This window comes from Rhodovulum sp. BSW8, from assembly GCF_003314725.1.
GTDB lineage: Bacteria > Pseudomonadota > Alphaproteobacteria > Rhodobacterales > Rhodobacteraceae > Rhodovulum > Rhodovulum visakhapatnamense.
Genome location: NZ_QNVX01000076.1, coordinates 1 through 19,417, shown reverse-complemented (window position 1 = coordinate 19,417; position 19,417 = coordinate 1). Strand labels below are relative to the sequence as shown.

16 protein-coding genes are annotated in these 19,417 nt (G+C 70.8%); 11 read left to right on the top strand and 5 right to left on the bottom strand.

Going from position 1 to position 19,417, the window contains the following annotated elements; genetic code table 11:
• Nucleotides 1-91 precede the first annotated feature (91 nt).
• Together DSD19_RS21225 and DSD19_RS21220 are read right to left on the bottom strand one after the other, a co-directional pair.
• The gene (locus tag DSD19_RS21225; protein WP_113671016.1) at nt 92-643 is read right to left on the bottom strand and encodes a DUF2087 domain-containing protein; all 552 of its coding nucleotides are present in this window, start codon (nt 641-643) and stop codon (nt 92-94) included.
• 158 nt (nt 644-801) lie between these two features.
• The gene (locus DSD19_RS21220) at nt 802-1,710 is read right to left on the bottom strand and encodes a LysR family transcriptional regulator (RefSeq protein ID WP_113671015.1); all 909 of its coding nucleotides are present in this window, start codon (nt 1,708-1,710) and stop codon (nt 802-804) included.
• Nucleotides 1,711-1,811: 101 nt separating this feature from the next.
• Between DSD19_RS21220 and DSD19_RS21215 the strand changes: the two genes are divergently transcribed.
• The 10 genes from DSD19_RS21215 to DSD19_RS21175 all read left to right on the top strand — a co-directional run bounded on the left by DSD19_RS21215 (nt 1,812) and on the right by DSD19_RS21175 (nt 11,143).
• Nucleotides 1,812-2,372 carry a GNAT family N-acetyltransferase gene (locus DSD19_RS21215; protein WP_081381989.1) on the top strand — a complete coding sequence of 187 codons (561 nt, stop codon included), beginning with the start codon at nt 1,812-1,814 and terminating at the stop codon, nt 2,370-2,372.
• Between the two features lie 4 nt (nt 2,373-2,376).
• Nucleotides 2,377-3,729 carry an MFS transporter gene (locus DSD19_RS21210; protein ID WP_207802500.1) on the top strand — a complete coding sequence of 451 codons (1,353 nt, stop codon included), beginning with the start codon at nt 2,377-2,379 and terminating at the stop codon, nt 3,727-3,729.
• A 10-nt stretch (nt 3,730-3,739) separates the two neighbouring features.
• Nucleotides 3,740-4,852: a TRAP transporter substrate-binding protein gene (locus DSD19_RS21205; protein ID WP_371412656.1), complete on the top strand. Its 1,113-nt coding sequence runs from the start codon at nt 3,740-3,742 to the stop codon at nt 4,850-4,852.
• A 70-nt stretch (nt 4,853-4,922) separates the two neighbouring features.
• On the top strand, nt 4,923-5,507 hold the full coding sequence (locus tag DSD19_RS21200) for a TRAP transporter small permease subunit (RefSeq protein WP_113671014.1): 585 nt from the start codon (nt 4,923-4,925) through the stop codon (nt 5,505-5,507).
• Nucleotides 5,504-6,919: a TRAP transporter large permease subunit gene (locus tag DSD19_RS21195; RefSeq protein WP_113671013.1), complete on the top strand. Its 1,416-nt coding sequence runs from the start codon at nt 5,504-5,506 to the stop codon at nt 6,917-6,919. Before DSD19_RS21200 ends, DSD19_RS21195 begins: the two co-directional genes overlap by 4 nt.
• 10 nt (nt 6,920-6,929) lie before the next feature.
• Nucleotides 6,930-8,267: an amidase gene (locus tag DSD19_RS21190; protein ID WP_113671012.1), complete on the top strand. Its 1,338-nt coding sequence runs from the start codon at nt 6,930-6,932 to the stop codon at nt 8,265-8,267.
• Between the two features lie 34 nt (nt 8,268-8,301).
• Nucleotides 8,302-8,463 carry a hypothetical protein gene (locus tag DSD19_RS21975; RefSeq protein ID WP_165828208.1) on the top strand — a complete coding sequence of 54 codons (162 nt, stop codon included), beginning with the start codon at nt 8,302-8,304 and terminating at the stop codon, nt 8,461-8,463.
• Between the two features lie 151 nt (nt 8,464-8,614).
• Entirely contained in the window at nt 8,615-9,871 is a 1,257-nt protein-coding gene (locus tag DSD19_RS21185; RefSeq protein WP_113671011.1) for a sorbosone dehydrogenase family protein, read from the top strand.
• Nucleotides 9,871-10,482 carry a c-type cytochrome gene (locus tag DSD19_RS21180; RefSeq protein ID WP_113671010.1) on the top strand — a complete coding sequence of 204 codons (612 nt, stop codon included), beginning with the start codon at nt 9,871-9,873 and terminating at the stop codon, nt 10,480-10,482. The genes DSD19_RS21185 and DSD19_RS21180 overlap by 1 nt, the downstream gene beginning before the upstream one ends.
• A gap of 157 nt (nt 10,483-10,639) precedes the next feature.
• Nucleotides 10,640-11,143, top strand: coding sequence for a cytochrome b (locus DSD19_RS21175; RefSeq protein ID WP_165828207.1), 504 nt, complete (start codon nt 10,640-10,642; stop codon nt 11,141-11,143).
• Between the two features lie 97 nt (nt 11,144-11,240).
• Here the strand turns inward: DSD19_RS21175 and cobD are convergent, their stop codons facing one another.
• The 3 genes from cobD to DSD19_RS21160 are packed head-to-tail and all read right to left on the bottom strand — an operon-like array spanning nt 11,241 to nt 13,956.
• On the bottom strand, nt 11,241-12,215 hold the full coding sequence (cobD, locus tag DSD19_RS21170; protein WP_113671008.1) for a threonine-phosphate decarboxylase CobD: 975 nt from the start codon (nt 12,213-12,215) through the stop codon (nt 11,241-11,243).
• 2 nt (nt 12,216-12,217) lie between these two features.
• Nucleotides 12,218-13,165 (bottom strand): adenosylcobinamide-phosphate synthase CbiB, encoded by a 948-nt coding sequence (gene cbiB / locus DSD19_RS21165; RefSeq protein WP_165828206.1) that lies wholly within the window; start codon nt 13,163-13,165, stop codon nt 12,218-12,220.
• Nucleotides 13,162-13,956, bottom strand: a complete 795-nt coding sequence (locus DSD19_RS21160) for a propanediol utilization protein (protein WP_113671007.1) — start codon at nt 13,954-13,956, stop codon at nt 13,162-13,164. Before DSD19_RS21160 ends, cbiB begins: the two co-directional genes overlap by 4 nt.
• A gap of 662 nt (nt 13,957-14,618) precedes the next feature.
• Here DSD19_RS21160 and DSD19_RS21155 point away from each other — a divergent pair.
• Nucleotides 14,619-19,417: type I polyketide synthase (locus DSD19_RS21155; RefSeq protein ID WP_113671006.1), on the top strand; the 4,799-nt coding region annotated here is incomplete at its 3' end.

Sequence of the window (19,417 nt, the reverse complement as noted above, 5' to 3'; positions counted from 1 at the left end):
CACCTTCCGGAAGCGTAGCACGGTTCGTGCCGATGACGATGGAAAACCGGGGCGGGCCACAAGGGTCCCGCCCAGAAGACCCCGACACCGATCAGCCGCGCTGCGCCAGCAGGCGGATCAGGACGCGCGGCTCGGCCGGGGGTGCCTGCTCGATCCGGCGATAGTCCGACCCGTCGCGCCGACGCGTCACCAGCCCGGTCTCGAACAGGTCGCGGCGCAGCAGCGCGGCATCGCCGAAAAGGTGCCAGGCGTTCAGCCGCTCGTTCACCTGCCGCTCGGTCCAGGTCTGGCCCGCAGGCAGCCGCGCCCAGAGCGCCCACAGACACAGCACCTGCATCGCCCGCCGCGAGGGCCAGCGAAGAAGCCGCCCGTCGGCGTCGAAATGGGTCAGCGTCCGTTCGATCCGGCGGTGATTGACGGGGTCCGGATCGGTCACGGGCGCGGCGGCCGCGTCGGTCAGCCGGTCTTCGGCCAGCCGGTCGGCGCGCAGATGCTGAAAGTTGCGAAACCCGCCCGCGCGGGCCAGCATGTTCATCAGGCTCAGATGCGAGGGCGCCGCCTCGGCCGCCCGCAACTGATGCGCCAGGGCGCGGGAAAAGGCGGAGATGTCCTCGATCGCGAGGGGAATGGAAGGTCTGGTCATGGTCTCGGTCCCGATGTGCCGAAATCCGGATCGCTGGTCGCTGGCTTACGACGGGGCACAGGAAGGAAACCGAATGCGTGCCGAGTGACGGGCAGGTTTAGCTTGCCCCTTGGGGCACAGCGACGCCTCGGTGAACTGCCGACCGTGCCCTGTCCATATCACGGCGCCCGCAGCGGAACAACCCGGCCCAGCCCCTTACGGATCGCCGCGACCGTGTGCCGAAGCCCGGGCGAAAGCCGCTTGTCGCGCCGTAGCTGCAGCGCCAGCTGGCGGCCCAGTGGCGGGTCCAGCGGCTGCACCGCCAGCCCGCCCGAGGCGCCCGGCCGCGCCACCGACGAGGCCGGCAGGATCGACCAGCCAAGCCCCGCCGCGACCAGTTCCTTGGCGGCCTCGACGCTTTCCAGCTCCATGATCGGCGCGGGCCGCAGCCCGGCCGCGCGGAACCATCCGTCGATCAGCCCGCGGGTGTGGCCCGCGCTGTCGTAAAGGATCAGCGGCCGGGCGGCCATCGCCTGCGGCGTGGTCGGCGCCCCGGCGGTCGCGGCCGGTCCCACCGCCAGCAGCGCCTCGTCGCACAGCGGGCTTGTCTCCAGCGCCCGACCCGCTGCGGGCAGGGTGACGATGGCAAGATCCAGCAGGTTCTGTTCCAGAAGGCGCTGAATCTCGGTGCTGTTGCCGGTGCGGACCACGAAATCGAGCCCCGGAAAGGCGCGCTTGAGCCGCCCCAGCACCGGCGGCAGCAGATGGATGCAGGCGGTCGCCCCGGTGCCGATCCGGACCCGCCCGGCGCGGCCGTCGCGATGCGGCTCGACCGCCGCGCGCACCGCGTCCAGTTCCTCGCCGATTCGCCGCGCCCCCTCGATCACGATCTGTCCGGCCTCGGTCGGCCGCACCCGCTTGCCCACCCGTTCCAGCAGCCGCACCCCGAAATGCCGTTCCAGCTGGCGGACCTGCTGGCTGACCGCGGGCTGCGAGATCCCGGCCTTTTCGGCCGCGGCCGAAAAGCTGCCCAGCGCCGCGACATCGGCGAAAGTGGCAAGATGCAGAAGGTTGAGCGACTGCGCCAAGACCGGGCCAAGGATTTCCTTATGCGTTGAATAACATCCATAGCATTTCCTTCGCCGCGCCGGAATGGCATTCTCGGCCGCATCAACCCCGGAGACCCCCGATGACGATCCAGCCCGCCCCCCTCGGCCCCCCGAGCCCCCTGACCCTTGACGATTGCACCGCCCGCGACCTGCCCGGCGTGCAGGCGATCTATGCCGAGGCGGTGCGCACCGGCACCGCCAGTTTCGAGCTGGACCCGCCCGATCTGGACGAGATGCGCGGGCGCTGGGAAACGGTCACCGGCGCGGGCTTTCCCTGGCTGGTGGCGCGGGCCGGGGACCGGGTGGCGGGCTATGCCTATGCCAACACCTACCGCCCGCGTCCGGCCTATCGCGGCACGGTCGAGAATTCGGTCTATGTCGACGACGGGTTTCGCGGCCAGGGCATCGGAGGCGCGCTGATGCGCGCGTTGCTGGCGCGCTGCGAAGCGGCCGGGTTCCGGCAGATGGTGGCGGTGATCGGGGATTCGCAGAACCTCGGCTCGATCGCGCTGCACCGCGCGCTGGGCTTCGAGGATGCGGGCGTGCTGCGCTCGGTCGGCTGGAAACACGGGCGCTGGCTCGATTCCGTGCAGATGCAAAAGCCGCTGGGCCCCGGCGACACCGCGCCCTTCGAAGGCTAGGCCGGTGATCGGCCGCCCGACCGCCGCCGCGGTGGGGCTGACCCAGATGGTGAACTGGGGCGTCTCCTACTATGCCGTGGGGGTCTTCGCGCCGGTCATCGCCGCCGATCTTGGCTGGTCGCTGGCGCGCACCCATGCCGGGTTCTCGCTTGCGCTGGTCCCCATGGCGCTGTCCTCGGGCGCGGCCGGACGGCTGGTCGCGGCCCGGGGCAGCCGGGCGCTGGCGGCGGGTTCGGTCCTGCTGGCGCTGGGGCTTGCGATGCTTGGCACAAGCGGCTCCTTCTCCGTCCATGCCGCGGGCTGGATCGTTGCCGGGCTCGGGATGCGGCTATGCCTGTACGAAGCCGCCTTCGCGGCGCTGGTGCGGGCGGGCGGCACGGGGGCGCGGCGCGCCCTGTCGCAGGTCACGCTGCTGGGTGGGCTCGCCTCGACCGTGTTCTGGCCGCTGGGTCATCTGCTGGCCGAAACCTGCGGCTGGCGCGGCGGGCTTCTGGCCTATGCCGGGCTCGCGCTGGCGGCGGCACCGCTGTACCTGACGATCCCGTCCGGCCCCGCGCCGACCCCGGCCGCCCTTGGCGCCGCCGGGCGCGGGGCCGACCCGGTGCGGCCTGCTGCAGCCTTCGGCTTCGCCGTGCTGGTCGCGGCCTCGGCCTTTCTCAGTTCGGGGCTCTCGGCCCATCTGATCGGCCTTCTGGGCGCGCTGGGCCTGCCGGTCGCGGCGGCGGTCGGGTTGGCGGCGCTGCCCGGGGTGGGGCAATCGGGCGCGCGTCTGGCCGAGACGCTGGCCGGGCACCGGATCAGACCGCTGGGGCTGGGCGTGCTGGCCTCGGGTGTGCTGCTGGCGGGCATGATCGCAGGCCTGGCCGTTGCGGGGCCGGGCGCCATCGCGCTGATCTTCGTGCTTGCCTATGGCGCTGGCAACGGCGTGCTGACCGTGGTGCGCGGCGCGCAGCCCATGGTGCTGTTCCCACTGGCCAGTTATGCCGAGATTTCGGGGCGTCTGGTCGCGCCCTCGTTTCTGGCCGCGGCGTTCGCCCCCCCCGGTCTATGCCGCCGCGATCGAGATCTGGGGCGCGCGCGCCGCGATGGGGCTGAGCCTCGGGCTGGCGCTGGCGACCTTCGCCGCCGCCTGGGCGTTGTGGGCCCGGATCGGACCCACGACCGACCCGGGCCTTCCCGTCTGAGACGCGGCGCGCGGGGAAAACGGTGCGGCACCCCCTCCCTTTGGCTGCTTGCAACATGGGGTCAGCGGGGTATGCTCGACGGTGCGGGACCCGGAAAAGACGCAAAAACGCAGACCGGACACCGCAGTAACCCCGATGCATCGGGGGCTAACGGGGAGGAGACCCATGACTGACATGTCCACCATGAATCGCCGTTCGTTCCTCAAGCGCAGCGCGCTGGCGGGCGGCGTCGCCGGGACCGGCGCGCTGGCCGCGCCCGCGGTGCTGGCCCAGGCGCCGATCGTGCTGAAGATGCAGACCTCCTGGGGCGCATCGAACATCTGGGACGAATTCGCCAAGGACTATGCCCGCCGGGTCGAAGAGATGTCGGGCGGGCGGCTCAAGATCGACGTGTTGCCCGCGGGCGCCGTGGTCTCGGCCTTCCAGGTGATGGACGCGGTCAATGACGGGGTGCTGGATGCCTCGCATTCGGTCTGCGCCTACTGGTACGGCAAGAACAAGGCGGCGTCGCTGTTCGGCACCGGGCCGGTCTTCGGCGGCTCGGCCACCACGATGCTCAGCTGGTTCTACGCGGGCGGCGGCGACGAGCTGTTCCGCGAGCTGACCCAGGACGTGATGGGGCTGGACGTGGTGGGCTTTCTGGGCTTTCCGATGTTCGCCCAGCCCTTCGGCTGGTTCAAGGGCGAGGTCAACACCGTCGCCGACCTGCAGGGCTTCAAGTACCGCACCGTGGGGCTGGCCGCCGACCTGATGGCCAAGATGGGCATGTCGGTCGCCCAGCTTCCGGGCGGCGAGCTGGTGCCCGCCATGGAACGCGGCGTGATCGACGCCTTCGAGTTCAACAACCCCTCGTCGGACAAGGATTTCGGCGCGCAGGACGTGGCCAAGAACTATTACCTGGCGTCCTATCACCAGGCCTCGGAAAGCTTCGAATTCCTGTTCAACCGGCCCTTCTTCGAGGATCTGGACCCCGACCTGCAGGCGATCCTGCGCTATGGCGTCGAGGCGGCCTCGACCGCCAACACCGCCAAGGCGATGGACCGCTACTCGGCCGACCTGCAATGGCTGCAGGACGAGGCCGGCGTCACCGTGCACCGCACCTCGAAAGAGATCCTCGACGCCCAGCTCAAGGCCTGGGACGAGCTGATCCCCGAGCTCGAGCAGGACGCCTTCATGAAGAAATGCCTCGACAGCCAGCGCGCCTGGGTCGAGCGCGTGACCTTCTTCGAGGTGATGAACTCGCCCGATTACACGCTGGCCTACGACCACTATTTCCCGGGCCGGCTCAAGCTCTGACCCGGACCCCGGTCCAGTGCCCCCGGCGGCCATCGCGCCGGGGGTTTTTCATGCGCCACAGGAGAGGCCCATGATCGGTTTCATACGTTTCGCCGACGCCCTGTCGGCCTGGTTCGGCAAGACCTTTGCCTGGTTGATCGTGCTGATGGCTCTGGGCACCGGCTACGAGGTTGTCGTGCGCTACGTCCTGAACAGCCCGACCGCCTGGGCGCTGGACGTGTCCTTCATCATGTACGGGACGCTTTTCATGATGGGCGGGGCCTATACGCTGTCGCGGGGCGGCCATGTGCGGGGCGATTTCCTCTATCGGCTGTGGCAGCCCCGGACCCAGGCCATGGTCGATCTGGTGCTGTACCTCGTCGCGTTCTTTCCGGGCGTGCTGGCACTGATCTTCGCGGGCTGGAAATACGCAGCGCGGTCCTGGCGCTATGGCGAGGTCTCGGTGAACAGCCCGGCGGGCATCCCGATCTACCAGTTCAAGACCGTGATCGTGGTCGCGGGCATGCTTCTGTTCATCCAGGGCATCGCCCAGGTCATGCGCTGCCTCATCGCGATCCGCACCAACGAATGGCTCGAGGCCGACGAGGACATCTTCGAGACCGAGGACATCCTGATGCGCGAGGCCGACAAGGCCGAGAGGGGCCCCCATATATGACCGACCCGCAAATCGCCCTGATCCAGCTTGGGCTTTTCATCGTCTTCGTGTTCCTCGGGTTTCCGATCGCCTTCACGCTGATGGCCATGGGCATCGGCTTCGGCTATTTCGCCTATTTCGACGCGGGCCGGATGTGGCGCGCCTTCGACCGGCTGGACGAGACCGCCGGGACATGGACCCAGATCACCACCTGGGTCGAGGGGCTCTTCAACAACCGCATCTTCGATCTGTTCGTGAACCAGACCTATACGGTGATGTCGAACGAGGTGCTGACGGCGGTGCCGCTGTTCCTGTTCATGGGCTACATCGTCGAGCGCGCGAATATCGTCGACCGGCTGTTTTCCACCCTCAACATCGCCTCGAAGAACATCCCCGGTTCGATGGGGGTGGCGGCGCTGATCACCTGCGCGCTGTTCGCGACCGCGACCGGCATCGTCGGCGCGGTGGTCACGCTGATGGGGCTTCTGGCGCTGCCCGCGATGCTGCGCGCGCGCTACGACCCGGCCTTTGCCAGCGGCATCATCTGCGCGGGCGGCACGCTGGGCATCCTGATCCCGCCCTCGATCATGCTGATCGTCTATGCCGCGGCCACCAATGTCTCTATCGTGCGGCTTTACGCGGGCGCGCTGCTGCCCGGGCTGACGCTGGTCGGGCTGTACCTCGTCTATGTGGTGGGCCGGTCCATCCTGCAGCCCTCGGTCGCCCCGCGCCCGACCGAGGACGAAATCCCCGACGTTCCCTTCGGGCGGCTGCTGTGGATGATCGTGACCTCGTTCCTGCCGCTTGCGGTGCTGATCGCGGCGGTGCTGGGCTCGATCCTCTTCGGGCTGGCGACACCCACCGAGGCCGCGTCGGTCGGCGCGCTGGGCGGGCTGGCGTTGGCCCTCATCTACCGGGCGCTCAGCTGGCAGCGGCTGCGCGAAAGCGTCTATCTGACGGTCCGCACCACGGCGATGGTCTGCTGGCTTTTCGTCGGGTCCTACACCTTCTCGGCGGTCTTCTCCTATCTGGGCGGCGAACAGGTGATCGGCCAGTTCGTCGAGGGCCTGAACCTGACACCCGTGCAGTTCCTGATCCTCGCCCAGTTGATCATCTTCCTTCTGGGCTGGCCGCTCGAATGGTCCGAGATCATCATCATCTTCGTGCCGATCTTCCTGCCGCTTCTGGCGCATTTCGAGATCGACCCGCTGTTCTTCGGCATCCTCGTCGCGCTGAACCTGCAAACCAGCTTCCTGACCCCGCCAATGGCGATGTCGGCCTATTACCTAAAGGGCATCGCGCCCCCCGAGGTCAGGCTGACCCAGATCTTCAAGGGGGTGATGCCGTTCCTCGTCTGCGTGCTGATCTCGATGGTGTTGATGTACGTCTTTCCGCAGATCGTCTATTTTCTGCCCGAACTGGTTTACGGATGAGGGCGCGCGCATGAAGGATCTCGACACCCCGATGGAGCTGGGCGCGGTCGCCCTGCGCGACCGGCTGGCCTCGGGCGCGCTTTCGGCGCTCGACCTGGTCGAGGCCTGCCTGGCCCGCATCGCCGCACGCGAGCCCGAGATCGGCGCCTGGGCCTGGATCGACCCCGATTACGCCCGCGACCAGGCCCGGCGGCTGGATGCGCACCGGGTCTCGGGCCGGGCGCTGGGGCCGCTTCATGGCCTGCCGGTGGGGCTGAAGGACGTGATCGACACCGCCCGGATCCCGACCGAGAACGGCTGCGCGCTGGATGCAGGCCGGGTGCCCGCGCGCGATGCCTTCGTGGTCGAGCGGCTGCGGGCGGCGGGCGCGCTGATCCTCGGCAAGACAGTGACGACCGAACTGGCCTTCCTGCATCCGGGCAAGACCCGGAACCCGCACAACCCGGCCCACACCCCGGGCGGGTCGTCCAGCGGCTCGGCCGCGGCGGTGGCCGATGCGATGGTGCCGCTGGCCATCGGCACCCAGACCGGCGGGTCGGTGATCCGCCCCGCGGCCTTCTGCGGCGTCACGGGCTACAAGCCGACCTTCGGCGCCATCCCCCGGCGCGGGGTGCAGATGCAGTCCCACACGCTCGACACCCTGGGCGTCTTTGCCACCGACCCGCTGGGCGCGGCGCTGGTCGCCGAGGCGCTGTTCGGCTTCGACGAGACCGACCCGGCCACGGCGCTGACCCCGCCGCCGCGCCTTCTGGACACTGCCCACGGCGCGCCGCCGCTGCCCCCGGTCTTTGCCTTCGTCAAGCCGCCGGGCTGGGACCGCGCGGACGCGGAAACCCATGCCGCCTTCGCCGAACTGACCGCCGCCCTTGGCGAGCAGGTCTTCGAGGTGACCCTGCCACCCACCTTCGACGCCGCCGCCGCCCAGCGCGCCCGGATCAACATGGCCGAGATGGCGCGCTATCATTACCGCTATGTCCGCGACGGGCTGGACCGGCTGGGCCCCGAGACCCGGGACGCGCTTGAAGAGGGCGCGCGGATCCCCGCCCGCGATTACCTCGCCGCGCTCGACTGGCCGAAGGTCCTGAACGCCGGTCTCGACGAGATCTTCACCCGCTGCGACGCGATCCTCTGCCCCGCAGCGCCCGGGCCCGCCCCCGAAGGCCTCGGCGCGACCGGCGATCCGATCTTCAACGGGCTCTGGACGCTCTGCGGCACGCCCGCGGTGACGGTGCCGGTCCTGACCGCCGGAAACGGCCTGCCGATTGGGGTGCAGCTTGTCGGCCCCCGAGGCGACGACGCGCGGCTTCTGCGGACCGCGCACTGGCTTTACGGCTGGGCCGGGGCCTGAGCCCCGCCACCGTGCCCAAGGGAAAGGAGCCCCGATGGACCGCCTGATTGCCGCCTTCGCCTTCGCCGTCTTCCTCGGTTTCGTCGGCATTCTCGCCCTTGAGGTGCCGCATGTCGATCTTTGGGCGGTGATCGCGATCACCGTCGCGCTGGTTGCCGCCGATCTGGTGTTCGCGCTCTTCAAGCCGCGCGACTGATCGCCTCCAACCTATTGGCAAAAAACACATTTCTCCCTGACGATACAGACAAACGTTGGATATGCCGGCCCCGGGCCGCGTGCTAGGCTCTTGTCGGCCCGCGGGGGAGGATCGCGGGCCTGAAACGGGGAGAACCCCGAAGGGAGGAAAGATGAAAACCACCTTGATCGGCGCGGCCGTGGCGGCCGTGCTTGCGGTGCCGGCCTTCGCACAGGGCGCGGACGTGCCCGACAATCTGGAAAAGCTGGGCAATTTTCAGACCACCGGCACCACCGACTTCACCTATGTCCCGCAAGAGGACGCCTTTGCCGACGGGATCCGCAAGACGCTCGAGCGGATCACGCTGCCCGAGGGCTTCAGGATCGGGCTTTATGCCGTGGTGCCGGATGCCCGGCACATGGCGGTCGGCCCGCAGGGCATCGTCACCTTCGTCGGCACCCGCAAGGACAAGGTCTGGGCGGTCACCGACCGCAACAAGGACCGCGTCGCCGACGAGGTGAAGGACTTTGCGCCCTCGCTGAAATTCGCGATCCCGAACGGGCCCTGCTTTTCGAAGGACGGGTTTCTCTACATCGCCGAACAGAACCGCGTGCTGCTGTTCCCGGCGGCCGAGTTCTTCTACGAAAGCCCCGATGTTGCGGCCTTCAACCTGGTCAAGCAAGGCGAGCTGATCCCGCCCGAGGAGGAAAGCTACAATCACACCGCGCGGGTCTGCAAGATCGGCCCGGACGGCAAGATCTACATCTCGCTCGGCCAGCCCTTCAATGTCGCGCCGCCGGAAAAGCTGGACCTTTACCGCGAAGTCGGGATCGGCGGCATCATCCGGATGAACACCGACGGCACCGGGCGCGAGGTCTATACCTACGGCATCCGCAACTCGGTCGGGCATGATTTCGACCCGGAAACCGGCGATCTGTGGTTCACCGACAATCAGGTCGACGGCATGGGCGACGACATCCCGCCGGGCGAGCTGAACCACCAGACCGAGATGGGCCAGCATTTCGGCGCGCCCTGGTATGGCGGGGGCGATGTGCGCACCAACGAATATTCGGGCCAGGACGTGCCCTATGACGTGGTGATGCCCGCGGTCGAGATGGCGGCCCATGCCGCCGATCTGGGCATGACCTTCTATTCCGGCAGCATGTTCCCCGAAGAATACCGGGGCGCGATCTTCTCGGCCCAGCACGGGTCGTGGAACCGCACGACGCCGGTCGGGGCGCGGGTCATGGTCACCCATGTGGCCGAGGACGGCACCGCGACCTCGGAACCCTTCGCCGAAGGCTGGATCGACGGGAACGGCGAATATCTGGGCCGGCCGGTCGATGTCGCGCAGCTGCGCGACGGGTCGATCCTGGTCTCGGACGATCTGGCGGGGGCGATCTACCGCATCTGGTACGAGGGGATGTGATGAAGGGCCTGTCAGCCCTGACGCTGGGCGGGCTGATGCTCGCCAGCGCCGCCTTCGGCGATGCCGCCTCCGGCGATCTTGCGGCCGGGCGCAAGGTGGCCGGGCTTTGCCGGGTCTGTCACGGGTTGCAGGGCGTGGCCCAGGTGCCGATCGCCCCGCATATCGCAGGCGAGCCGGTCAGCTACATCACCCGACAGCTGGCCGCCTTCCGGTCGGGCGCGCGCGAACACGAGATGATGACCGTGGTGGCGCGCGGGCTGACCGACACCCAGATCGCCGATGTCGCGGCCTGGTATTCGGCCCATACCGCCCGCGCCAGCCTGCCCCCGGGCGCCGATGCCTCGGCCGCGCCCGCGCTTTGCGTCACCTGCCACGGCGAGACCGGCATCGCGGTCAATCCCGACGCCCCCAATCTGGCGGCCGAGACCAACATCTATCTCGCCACCCAGCTCAAGGCGTTCCGCTCGGGCAAGCGCCGCCACGAGATCATGTCCGGGATCGCCGCCGATCTGACCGACGACGAGATCCGCGCCTCTGCCGACTGGTACGCGGCGATGCGGCTCGAGGTGACCGAACCGGGCGCCCCCGGCCCCTGCGGCGCGGCATGCTAGCCCCCCAAGCTGACCGGGACCTGAAGACCCAACCTCTTGTCTCTACACAATGAATTGCCTTGAACGGGGGTCTGGGCGGGCGCAGGTTGCGCCCGTTCCGGCGCCGGGGTCAAACCCGTGCCGCCCGCCCAGTCAACCGCCCAGCAAGGAGACGGAAATGTCCGATACCAACGCCAGCGGCCCCGCCAGCCCCGAGGCCTATTCCTTCCGACAGAAACTCGCGCATTGGGGCGTGGTCGTCCTCGTCGCGGCGCAATACCTGGTCTTCGATGCCATCGGCCGCGATTTCGGCCGCGGCATGAAGACCGGCGAGTGGGTCTATTCGCCCGTCGCCACCGGCCACATCCTGTTCGGCTTCGCGATCCTCGCGCTGATGGTCTGGCGGCTCAAGCTGCGCCGCGACGAGGGCGTCCCCGCCCTGCCCGCCGCCGAACCCGGCTGGGCCGCGACGCTCGCGCGCCTGACGCATGGCGCCTTCTACCTGATGCTCTTGGCGATGCCGCTGGTCGGCGCCGCGGCCTGGTTCCTGCAATCGGGCAGCGCCGCAGAGATGCACGAGACGGCCGCGAATCTGCTGATGGCGCTGATCGCGGTCCATGTCGCGGCCGTGGCCGTGCACCAGTTCCGGTGGAAAAGCAGCATCCTCAGCCGGATGATGTGACCCGGAGCGCGCCTTCCGCGCCGACCGCTCCCTGACCGGCGGGGAAGGCATGGCGCGGCCCGCGGGCGATCTCTGCCCCCGGGCCGCGCGTACCCCCTCAGGCCGAAAGCGCCGCTTCAAGTCGCGCCCATTCGGCCTCGGACCCCGGAAGACCCAGCCGCAGCCAGGTCGCCGAATAGGGAAAGATCCGCGACCAGATCCGCGCGCGCCCCAGCCGCGCCTGCGCCGCCCCGGCATCGCCCGTGTCAAACAAGCGGAAAAGCGCGGTGCCACCCAGCGGCCGCCATCCCGCCGCCTCGGCCAGTGCGTCGGCCCGCACGGTTTCCGCCATCAGCCGCACGCGGCTGGCCTCTCGCCACCCCGCATCGGCCAGCGCCAGCGCCCCCGCCTCAAGCGCCGGTCCCGAAACCGCCCAGGGCCCCGCCCGACCCGCCATTTGCCCGATCAGCGCGTCGGGCCCCAGAACAAAGCCCAGCCGAAGCCCCGCAAGCCCGTAGAACTTGCCGAAGGACCGCAGCACCAGCACATTGCCGGGACAGGTCCCCGGCAGCAGCGACAGCGCGGGATGCGGGTCGGCGAAGCTTTCATCGACGACCAGAACGCCCACCGTCCCGGCGATCCGCGCCAGTGCCTCGGGGGACAGGCGCCGCCCGTCGGGATTGTTGGGGTTCACAATCACCGCCAGACCGGCTCCGGCCAGTGCCCGGGTATCCGGGACCGTCTCGACCGCACGGCCCACCGCCTCGAAGGCGCCCGCATATTCGTTATATGTGGGACCAAGTACCCGTACCGGCCCCTCGGGCGCGACGACGGGCAAAAGCTGGATCGCCGCCTGTGCACCCGCCAGCGGCAGCACCGGCCAGCCGGTGCCATAGGCGCCCCGCGCCGCGCCGGTCAGGCGGTCCATCGCGGCCTGTCCCGGCAGGTCGCGCAGCGCCGAGGCCGAGGCAGGCGGCGCCGGATAGGGCACCCGGTTGATGCCGGTCGAGAGGTCGATCCAGTCGCCGGGCGCCCCGCCGAACCGCTTGATCGCCCCCGTTAGATCGCCCCCGTGATCGCGTCCGCCTGCCATCTCTACCCCCCGAACGCCCAGACCAGCGCCGCCAGCCCCAGCGCCAGCACCGCCATCGCCTGCAGATAAACCCCAAGCCCCCGCCACAGGTCGCGCGGCCCCGGGTCGGGCGCGCCCGCGTTCAGCCAGGGCTCGTCGCTGACCCGGTCGCCATAGATCCGCGGCCCCGACAGCCGCAGCCCAAGCCCGCCCGCCATCGCCGCCTCGGGCCAACCGGCATTGGGCGAGCGATGCGCGCCCGCGTCCCGCGCCATCGTCTTCGCGGCCCGGACCGGGTGCCGCGCCACAAGGCAGAACAGCGCGCCGGTCAGCCGCGCGGGCAGCAGATTGGCCAGATCGTCCAGCCGCGCCGCGACCCGGCCGAAATCCTCATAGCGGTCGTTCCGGTGCCCGATCATGCTGTCGAGCGTGTTCACCGCCTTGTAGCCCGCGATCCCCGGCAGGCCCAGCAACATGCCCCAGAAGACCGGCGCGACGATGCCGTCCGAGGCGTTCTCGGCCAGGCTTTCCAGCGCTGCCCGCGCCATCCCAGCCCGGTCGAGCCGCGCCGGATCGCGCCCGACGATCATCGACACGGCCTCGCGGGCGCCCGCCAGATCGCCCGCCGCCAGCGGCCGCGCGACCCGGGCCACATGATCGAAAAGGCTGCGCGTCGCGACCAGCGGCGCGGCCAAAAGCCCGGTCAGGACCGCGCCCGGCCAGCCGCCGGGCAGAATGGCGGCCAGCGCCCAGGCGGGCAGCACCGCCGCCCCGACGGTCAGCGCAACCGTCAGCCCGCCCAGCCGCCTGCGGGTCGCGGGCGCATCGCCCGGGCGGTTCAACCGCGATTCAAGGCCCGCGATCAGCGCGCCGATCCAGGTCACCGGATGGCCGATCCGGGCATGGAGCCTGTCGGGCCAACCCGCCACGCCTTCGACCGCAAGGGCCACCAGCATCGCCGCCGCACTCATCGTCCGCCTCCCGTCCTGAACCGCAACACCCGGCCAAGCCCCGCCGCGCGCAGCGCCGTCTCGGTCTGCCGGGGCGCCTCGCCCGGCGCGAACAGCAGGCCCAGCGCCGGGCCGGTATGGGCCGCCACCAGCCCAAGCGCGCCAAGATCGCGCCCCAGCGCCCAGATCGGCGCAGGGTCCGGGCCACCGCGGAGCGCATGGCAGCGCCGGGCGCTTTCTGTCGCAAGCTGCGCCCGGCCGGCGCGATCCGTCGTGACGCGCCAGGCCGCGACCAGATCCGAGATGTCGGGAAAGGCGGTATCGGCCGGATCGGTGCGCCGCCCCGGCCCCGCGAACCCGCCGACGATCTCGAAACCCGGGCCGGGAGCCAGACGGCCCAGCACCCGCGCCGCGCGCGGCGCCCAAAGCAGCGCCTCGGGCACGGGCTGCATCAGCGGATCCGTCGCGCCCTCCAGCGCGAGACAAAGAGCTGCCTCGGTGTCCGGCGACAGCGCGATGGGCGCCAGACAGCGGATCGCCGCCAGCAGCGCCGCGGTCGAGGCGCCCGCCCCGCCACCGGGCGGCATGCCCACGAAAAGCCGCAAACGCCCCGGCGCGATCCCGAAAAGCCGCGCCAGACGCGCCACCTGTCCCTGCGCCAGCACCGGCCGCCCGCCTTGCCAGAGCCCCGCCATCCGCCCCGGACGCCAGACCGCGCGAACCTCCAGCGCCGGACAAGGCACGGTGACCAGCGCGACAGGTCCGCCGGGGCCCAGCCGCCCCTGAAGGAACTCGCCGAAATGACCCGCCACCCGGGCGCTGCGGCAGGCCGGGCCGGGACGGGATCGGGGAACGGGACGCGGGACAGGCGGGCTAGCGGGCATCGGACCAATCGGGCGGCGGAACCGGCCCCCGCAATGGCATTCCCGGCGCGGGGATGCAACGGGCACCGCCCGCCAGGCCCCCAATCTGCGACGCGGTGCGGCTGCAGCGATGCGCAAAGCCCGGCCGTGTACGAGACCGGCCGAAGGCGAGGCGCTTCTGGCGCGCCCCCGGTTTCGGCCCCCGGATTGCCTCTTCGACGACACTTGCGCCGGATCGACCGACCCGGCGAAAACCATGCCATCCGAACGGCGCAGGTCCGCAGCGCAGAAACCGGGCGCCACAGGCATTCCAAAACACGCGCCGGGCCAGACCACGGTTGCAGGCTTTTTCATCTTTGAAACAATTAATTATGAACCGGGGCTCTTCCCGTCCGCGCCGCGACCGGCAGACGCGAACGGGGGCCAAACCGTGCCACACTGCCTTACTTTTGATCGGCATCGGCAGAGACCTGCTTCATCAATTGGCCAGGCGCGCTACAATCTTGAAGCGAAGTGACGTCTATGCGTTAACCTTGCCGTCGAAATGCCCCTGCGCTATCCGAAGCTGCGAAAAGCGCATTTCAGTTCTTTCTTTGCTGGACCGGAGCCGAATGATCAGTCGCCACTCCATCGGATCTGAAATCGCCGACGACCGCGTTTCCTGCGTGACCGGCTATTCCGCGATCCTTCCCGGCGCGGACGGGATCGACGCGGTCTGGCAGGTGCTGAGCGAGGGCCGCTGCACAATCTCGGACATGCCCGGCGACCGCTGGAGCAAGGCACGCTGGATGTCGCCCGAGCCCGGGCTGGCCGGGCACAGCTATTCGCAGCGCGCCGGGATCGTCGCGACGGCCTTCGACTTCGACGCCGGATGCTTCGGCATCACCCCGCGCGAGGCCGAACAGATGGACCCGCAACAGCGCCTGCTGCTGGAGGTGACGGCGCGGGCCTTCGATCACGCCGGGATCGACCCCGCAGCGGTCGCGCCCGAGCGTGTGGGCGTCTTTATCGGCGCGGCCTCGCTCGATCATTCGACGACCATGCTGCAAGACCCCGACATGGCCGGGCCGCAATACATGCTGGGCAATACCGGCTCGATCATGGCCAACCGGATCTCGCATCTGTGGAACCTGCAGGGGCCCAGCTACATCGTCGACACCGCCTGTTCCTCGGGGCTGTTCGCGCTGGACCATGCCCGCAGGGCCATCGCCTCGGGGCAGATCGACACCGCCATCGTCGGCGGCGTCAACCTGCTTCTGTCGCCGATGCCCTTTGTCGGTTTCTCGCAGGCAGGGATGCTGTCGCCGCAGGGGCTGTGCCGGGCCTTTGCCAAGGGCGCCGACGGCTATGTGCGCAGCGAGGGCGCGGTGGCTTTCATTCTGGAACGGCTGACGACCGCGCAGGCCGCCGGGCGGCGGGTCCGGTCGGTGCTGGTGGCGACTGCGGTCAATTCCGCCGGACGGACCCCCGGCATCGCGCTGCCCTCGGCCGACCGGCAGGCCGCGCTGATCGAGGCGGCCCTGGCCGAGGCGGGCTATGATCCCGACGCGCTGGCCTTTGTCGAGGCGCATGGCACCGGCACCGCCGTCGGCGACCCGCGCGAGGCCGATGCCATCGGCCGGGTCTATGGCCGCCGCCGGGCGCTGCCGCTGCCGATCGGATCGGCCAAAAGCAATTTCGGCCATCTCGAACCCGCCTCGGGCCTTGTCGGGCTGCTGAAGGCGCAGATCGCGCTGGACCGCCAGACGATCCCCGCGACGCTGCATTGCGACGAACCGAACCCGGAAATCGACTTTGCCGGGCTCAACCTCGATATCGCGCGCTCGGCCCGGGCGCTGCCGCCTGCGGACCGGCCCTGGCTGGCGGCGGTCAATTCCTTCGGTTTCGGCGGCGCCAACGCCCATGCGGTGATCCGCCAGCCCCGGCCCGACGAAAACGCCCCCGATGCCGATGCCGCGAGGCTGCCACCCGCACTGCTTCTGTCCGCAGCCAGCGAGGCCGCACTGACCGACCTTGCCCGGTCCTGGCACGCGCTGGCCGAGGCGGCCCCGGCCGATCTGGGCGCGCGGATCGCCACCGCGAACTGGCGCCGCGCGCGCCACCGCCATCGCCTGTGCTTGCCTGCCGCGACCGCCGGTGCCCTGGCGGACGGGCTGGCCGACTGGCTGGGCGACGCGCGGATGGGCGCGCCGGGCGCCAGCGCCGAAACGACGCTGCGGGACGCACCGTTGGCCTTCGTCTATGCCGGGAACGGCGCGATGTGGGCGGGCGCCGCCCGGACCCTTATGGAAACCGACGCCACCTTCCGCGGCGTCTTTTCCGAAATCGCGACGGACTTCGCGGCGCTCGGCATCCCCGGCCTTGCCGACACTCTGGCCGATCCCGATCTCGAGGCGCGGCTGGGCGAGGCCGAGGTGGCACAGCCCCTGACCTTCGCGATCCAGGTCGCGCTGACCGAGGCGCTGGCCGAGGCCGGGCTGCGGCCCGCCGCCGTTCTGGGCCATTCGATGGGCGAGGTCGCTGCGGCCATCGCCGCCGGACGGATCGCCCGCGACGACGGCATCCGCATCATCGCGCATCGCTCGCGCGCCTTCGAGCCCCTGCGCGGCAAGGGCGGCATGGCCGCCTTCGCCGCGCCCCGCGACCGGATCGAGGCGCTGATCGCCGACCATGGACTGGCGGCCGAGGTCTCGGCCGAGAACGCGCCCGAAAGCATCACCGTCAGCGGCACCGACGATGCGCTGAAGGCGCTGGCGCGCATCGCCCGCACCCACCGCATCGCGGGCCGCATCCTGCCGATTTCCTACCCCTATCACTCGGCTGCGGTGGAAACGCTGCGCCAGCCGCTGACCCGGGGGTTGTCGCGCATTGCGCCCCGGGACGGCAGCGTTCCGTTCTATTCGGGCTGGGACGGCACCCGCTATGACGCGCCGCTCGACGGGGTCTACTGGTGGCGCAACGCCCGCCTGCCGGTGGCCTTCCGCGAGGGCGTCCGGGCGATGGCCCGCGACGGCATCCGGGTCTTTCTGGAAATCTCGCCGCGCACGGTGCTGCGCACCTATCTGCGCGACACCCTGGCCGAGCTCGACTGCGAGACCCGGGTGCTGGAAAGCCTCGATAGCGCCCGGTCCGAAGAGCGCGACGCGGGCAGCATCGCCCGCGCGGCGCTGGCGGCGGGCGGGGCGGTCGACCGCGCCCGCGTGCTGGGCCCCGAACGGCCGGTGGCCGACGGGCTGCCCGACTATCCCTTCGACCGCCAGACCTACCGGCTGGACAGCCCGGTCGCGGCCGACATCTTCCACCGCCGTCCGCAGCATCCCTTGCTTGGCGCCCGGCTGCGTCCCGACAGCGCCGAATGGGAGGGCGAGATCGCCCTGGCCCGCATCCCCTGGCTGGCCGATCACCGGGTCGGCGGCCGCGTGCTGCTGCCCGCCACCGCCATGGTCGAGATGTTCGCCCATGCCGGCTGCGAGATCCTGAAATCCGACGAGATCGAGTTGCGCGACGTCGAATTCCTGCGCCCTCTGGAACTGCCCGAAAAGGGCGCCGTGCCGGTCCGGCTGGTCCATGAACCCACGGCCCGGCGGATGCGGATCGAGGCGGGCGGTCCGCGCGCCTGGGCGCCGGTGGCCGTGGCCCGGCTGTTCGCCGCGACCGGCACCCGGCCCGCGCCGGTGACCGCGCCCGAGGCGATGGGCGAGGCCGGACCGCTTTACGACGGTCTCAGGGCGGCCGGGCTGGACTATGGACCGGCCTTCGCCCGGGTGACGGTGCTTGACCGCGACGGGGCGGCGGTGCGCACGGCGCTGGCCCCCCGCGACGCGGCGCCGGGCTTTCGCTTCGATCCGGCGCTGGCCGATGCGGGGCTGCATGGCGCGGTGCTGCTGCTTGAGGGCCGCGATGCCCGGCTGCGGGTGCCCGCCCGGATCGCCAAGGTGCGGGTCTGCGGACCGGGCCAGATCATTTGCGCCCGGCTGAGCCGCGCGGGCGGCTGGGACGAAAGCCTGGCCTTCGATATGGTGCTGGCCGATGCGACCGGCACCGCCCTGCTGGCCTTCGAGGGGCTCCGGCTGAGGCCGCTGCCCACCGGGGCGGCCGAGCCGCATGCCTATTGGGACGAACGACTGGTGCCCCTTGCGGGAGGCGGCGCGGACGCGATCGCGGCCGCCGCGGAGGCGGCCTGCCGCCCGGATCAGACCCCCAGCGATGCCGATGTGCTGCGCGCGGCGCTTGGCAGCCGTCTGGCCTGGGACCGGGTCGCGACCGGCACCGACCCGGCCGATCCGCGCCATGACATGGCCCGGCACTGGCTGGCATCGACCGGCCACGGCGAGGGCGCGCCACAGATCGCGGCCGACTGCCCCTGGCCCCCGGCCGACGCGCTTCTGGCGCTGCTGCCCGAGGTGGCGCCCGGCGCCTCGGCCGAGCTGAAATCGGCGCTGGCCGCCGCCGCGGGCGAAGAGCGCCCCGCCGACCCGCTGCCGCTGGCCGCGCGGACGCTGGAAACCCTGCTGGAGGCCGCCGCGCCGCTCGGGCGGATCGCGCTGGCAGGTGCGCTCGATCTGGGTCTTGTCGCGGCGGCGCTGAGCGCGGGCGGTCACGTCACCGTGCTGGCAGAGGACAGCAACGCGCTCGACCGGTTGCGGGCGCGGCTCGACACAAGGCTGCCCTTGCGGTTTCTGGCGCTGACCGAGGCCCGCGCCGCCGATGCCGCCGATCTGGTGCTGGGCTGCTGCCTTGCGCAGAGCTTTGCCCAGCGCGAAAGCGCCGGGCGGCTTGCCGCGCTGGTGGCACCGGGCGGCACCCTGATCGCGGCCGAAGAGGCGCCCGATCTCTTCGCGCTGATGACGCTCAGGCATCGCGACGCCGACGCGCTCGACCGGCTGGACCGCGCGTTCCATGCCGCAGGGCTCGACACCGCCAGCGGCACCGCCCGGGGTTCCGAAGCGCTGCGGCTGATCCGCGCCACCCGCCCCGCCGCCCGCGCCAAGGCCCGGCCCGCGCTTGGCCTTACCGGCAGCGGCCCGCTGGCCGAGGCGCTGGCCGCGCTGCCGCCCGGCACCGATGCGCCGGTGGCCTTTCATTGCGCGGCGCTTGACGGCGACGACCCTCTGGCCGCCGCCCGGATCTTCCGCGATCTGCCCGAAACCGACGGCCCGCTTTGGGTCGCGGTCGGGGGCACCGACCGTTGGGAGGAACTGACCGGCTGGCGCCGGGTCGTCGCCAACGAAACCGGCCGCGACATCCGCCTGATCTGCGCGGACCCGGACGTCGCGCCGGAGCGGATCGCGGCGCTGGCCGCGACCTCGCCCGAAGCCGAGATCCGCGTGACCGCCGCGGGCGCCGCCGCGCCGCGCGTCGTGCCGGTGCGGCCGCTCGCCCCCGGGGCCGGCCCGCGCCGCCTGGTGGC

Coding starts and splice junctions, on each gene's coding strand:
- DSD19_RS21225 (WP_113671016.1), bottom strand. CDS start 643: ATGACCAGACCTTCCATTCCCCTCGCGATCGAGGACATCTCCGCCTTT.
- DSD19_RS21215 (WP_081381989.1), top strand. CDS start 1,812: ATGACGATCCAGCCCGCCCCCCTCGGCCCCCCGAGCCCCCTGACCCTT.
- DSD19_RS21205 (WP_371412656.1), top strand. CDS start 3,740: ATGAATCGCCGTTCGTTCCTCAAGCGCAGCGCGCTGGCGGGCGGCGTC.
- DSD19_RS21200 (WP_113671014.1), top strand. CDS start 4,923: ATGATCGGTTTCATACGTTTCGCCGACGCCCTGTCGGCCTGGTTCGGC.
- DSD19_RS21195 (WP_113671013.1), top strand. CDS start 5,504: ATGACCGACCCGCAAATCGCCCTGATCCAGCTTGGGCTTTTCATCGTC.
- DSD19_RS21190 (WP_113671012.1), top strand. CDS start 6,930: ATGAAGGATCTCGACACCCCGATGGAGCTGGGCGCGGTCGCCCTGCGC.
- DSD19_RS21975 (WP_165828208.1), top strand. CDS start 8,302: ATGGACCGCCTGATTGCCGCCTTCGCCTTCGCCGTCTTCCTCGGTTTC.
- DSD19_RS21185 (WP_113671011.1), top strand. CDS start 8,615: ATGAAAACCACCTTGATCGGCGCGGCCGTGGCGGCCGTGCTTGCGGTG.
- DSD19_RS21180 (WP_113671010.1), top strand. CDS start 9,871: ATGAAGGGCCTGTCAGCCCTGACGCTGGGCGGGCTGATGCTCGCCAGC.
- DSD19_RS21175 (WP_165828207.1), top strand. CDS start 10,640: ATGTCCGATACCAACGCCAGCGGCCCCGCCAGCCCCGAGGCCTATTCC.
- cobD (WP_113671008.1), bottom strand. CDS start 12,215: ATGGCAGGCGGACGCGATCACGGGGGCGATCTAACGGGGGCGATCAAG.
- cbiB (WP_165828206.1), bottom strand. CDS start 13,165: ATGAGTGCGGCGGCGATGCTGGTGGCCCTTGCGGTCGAAGGCGTGGCG.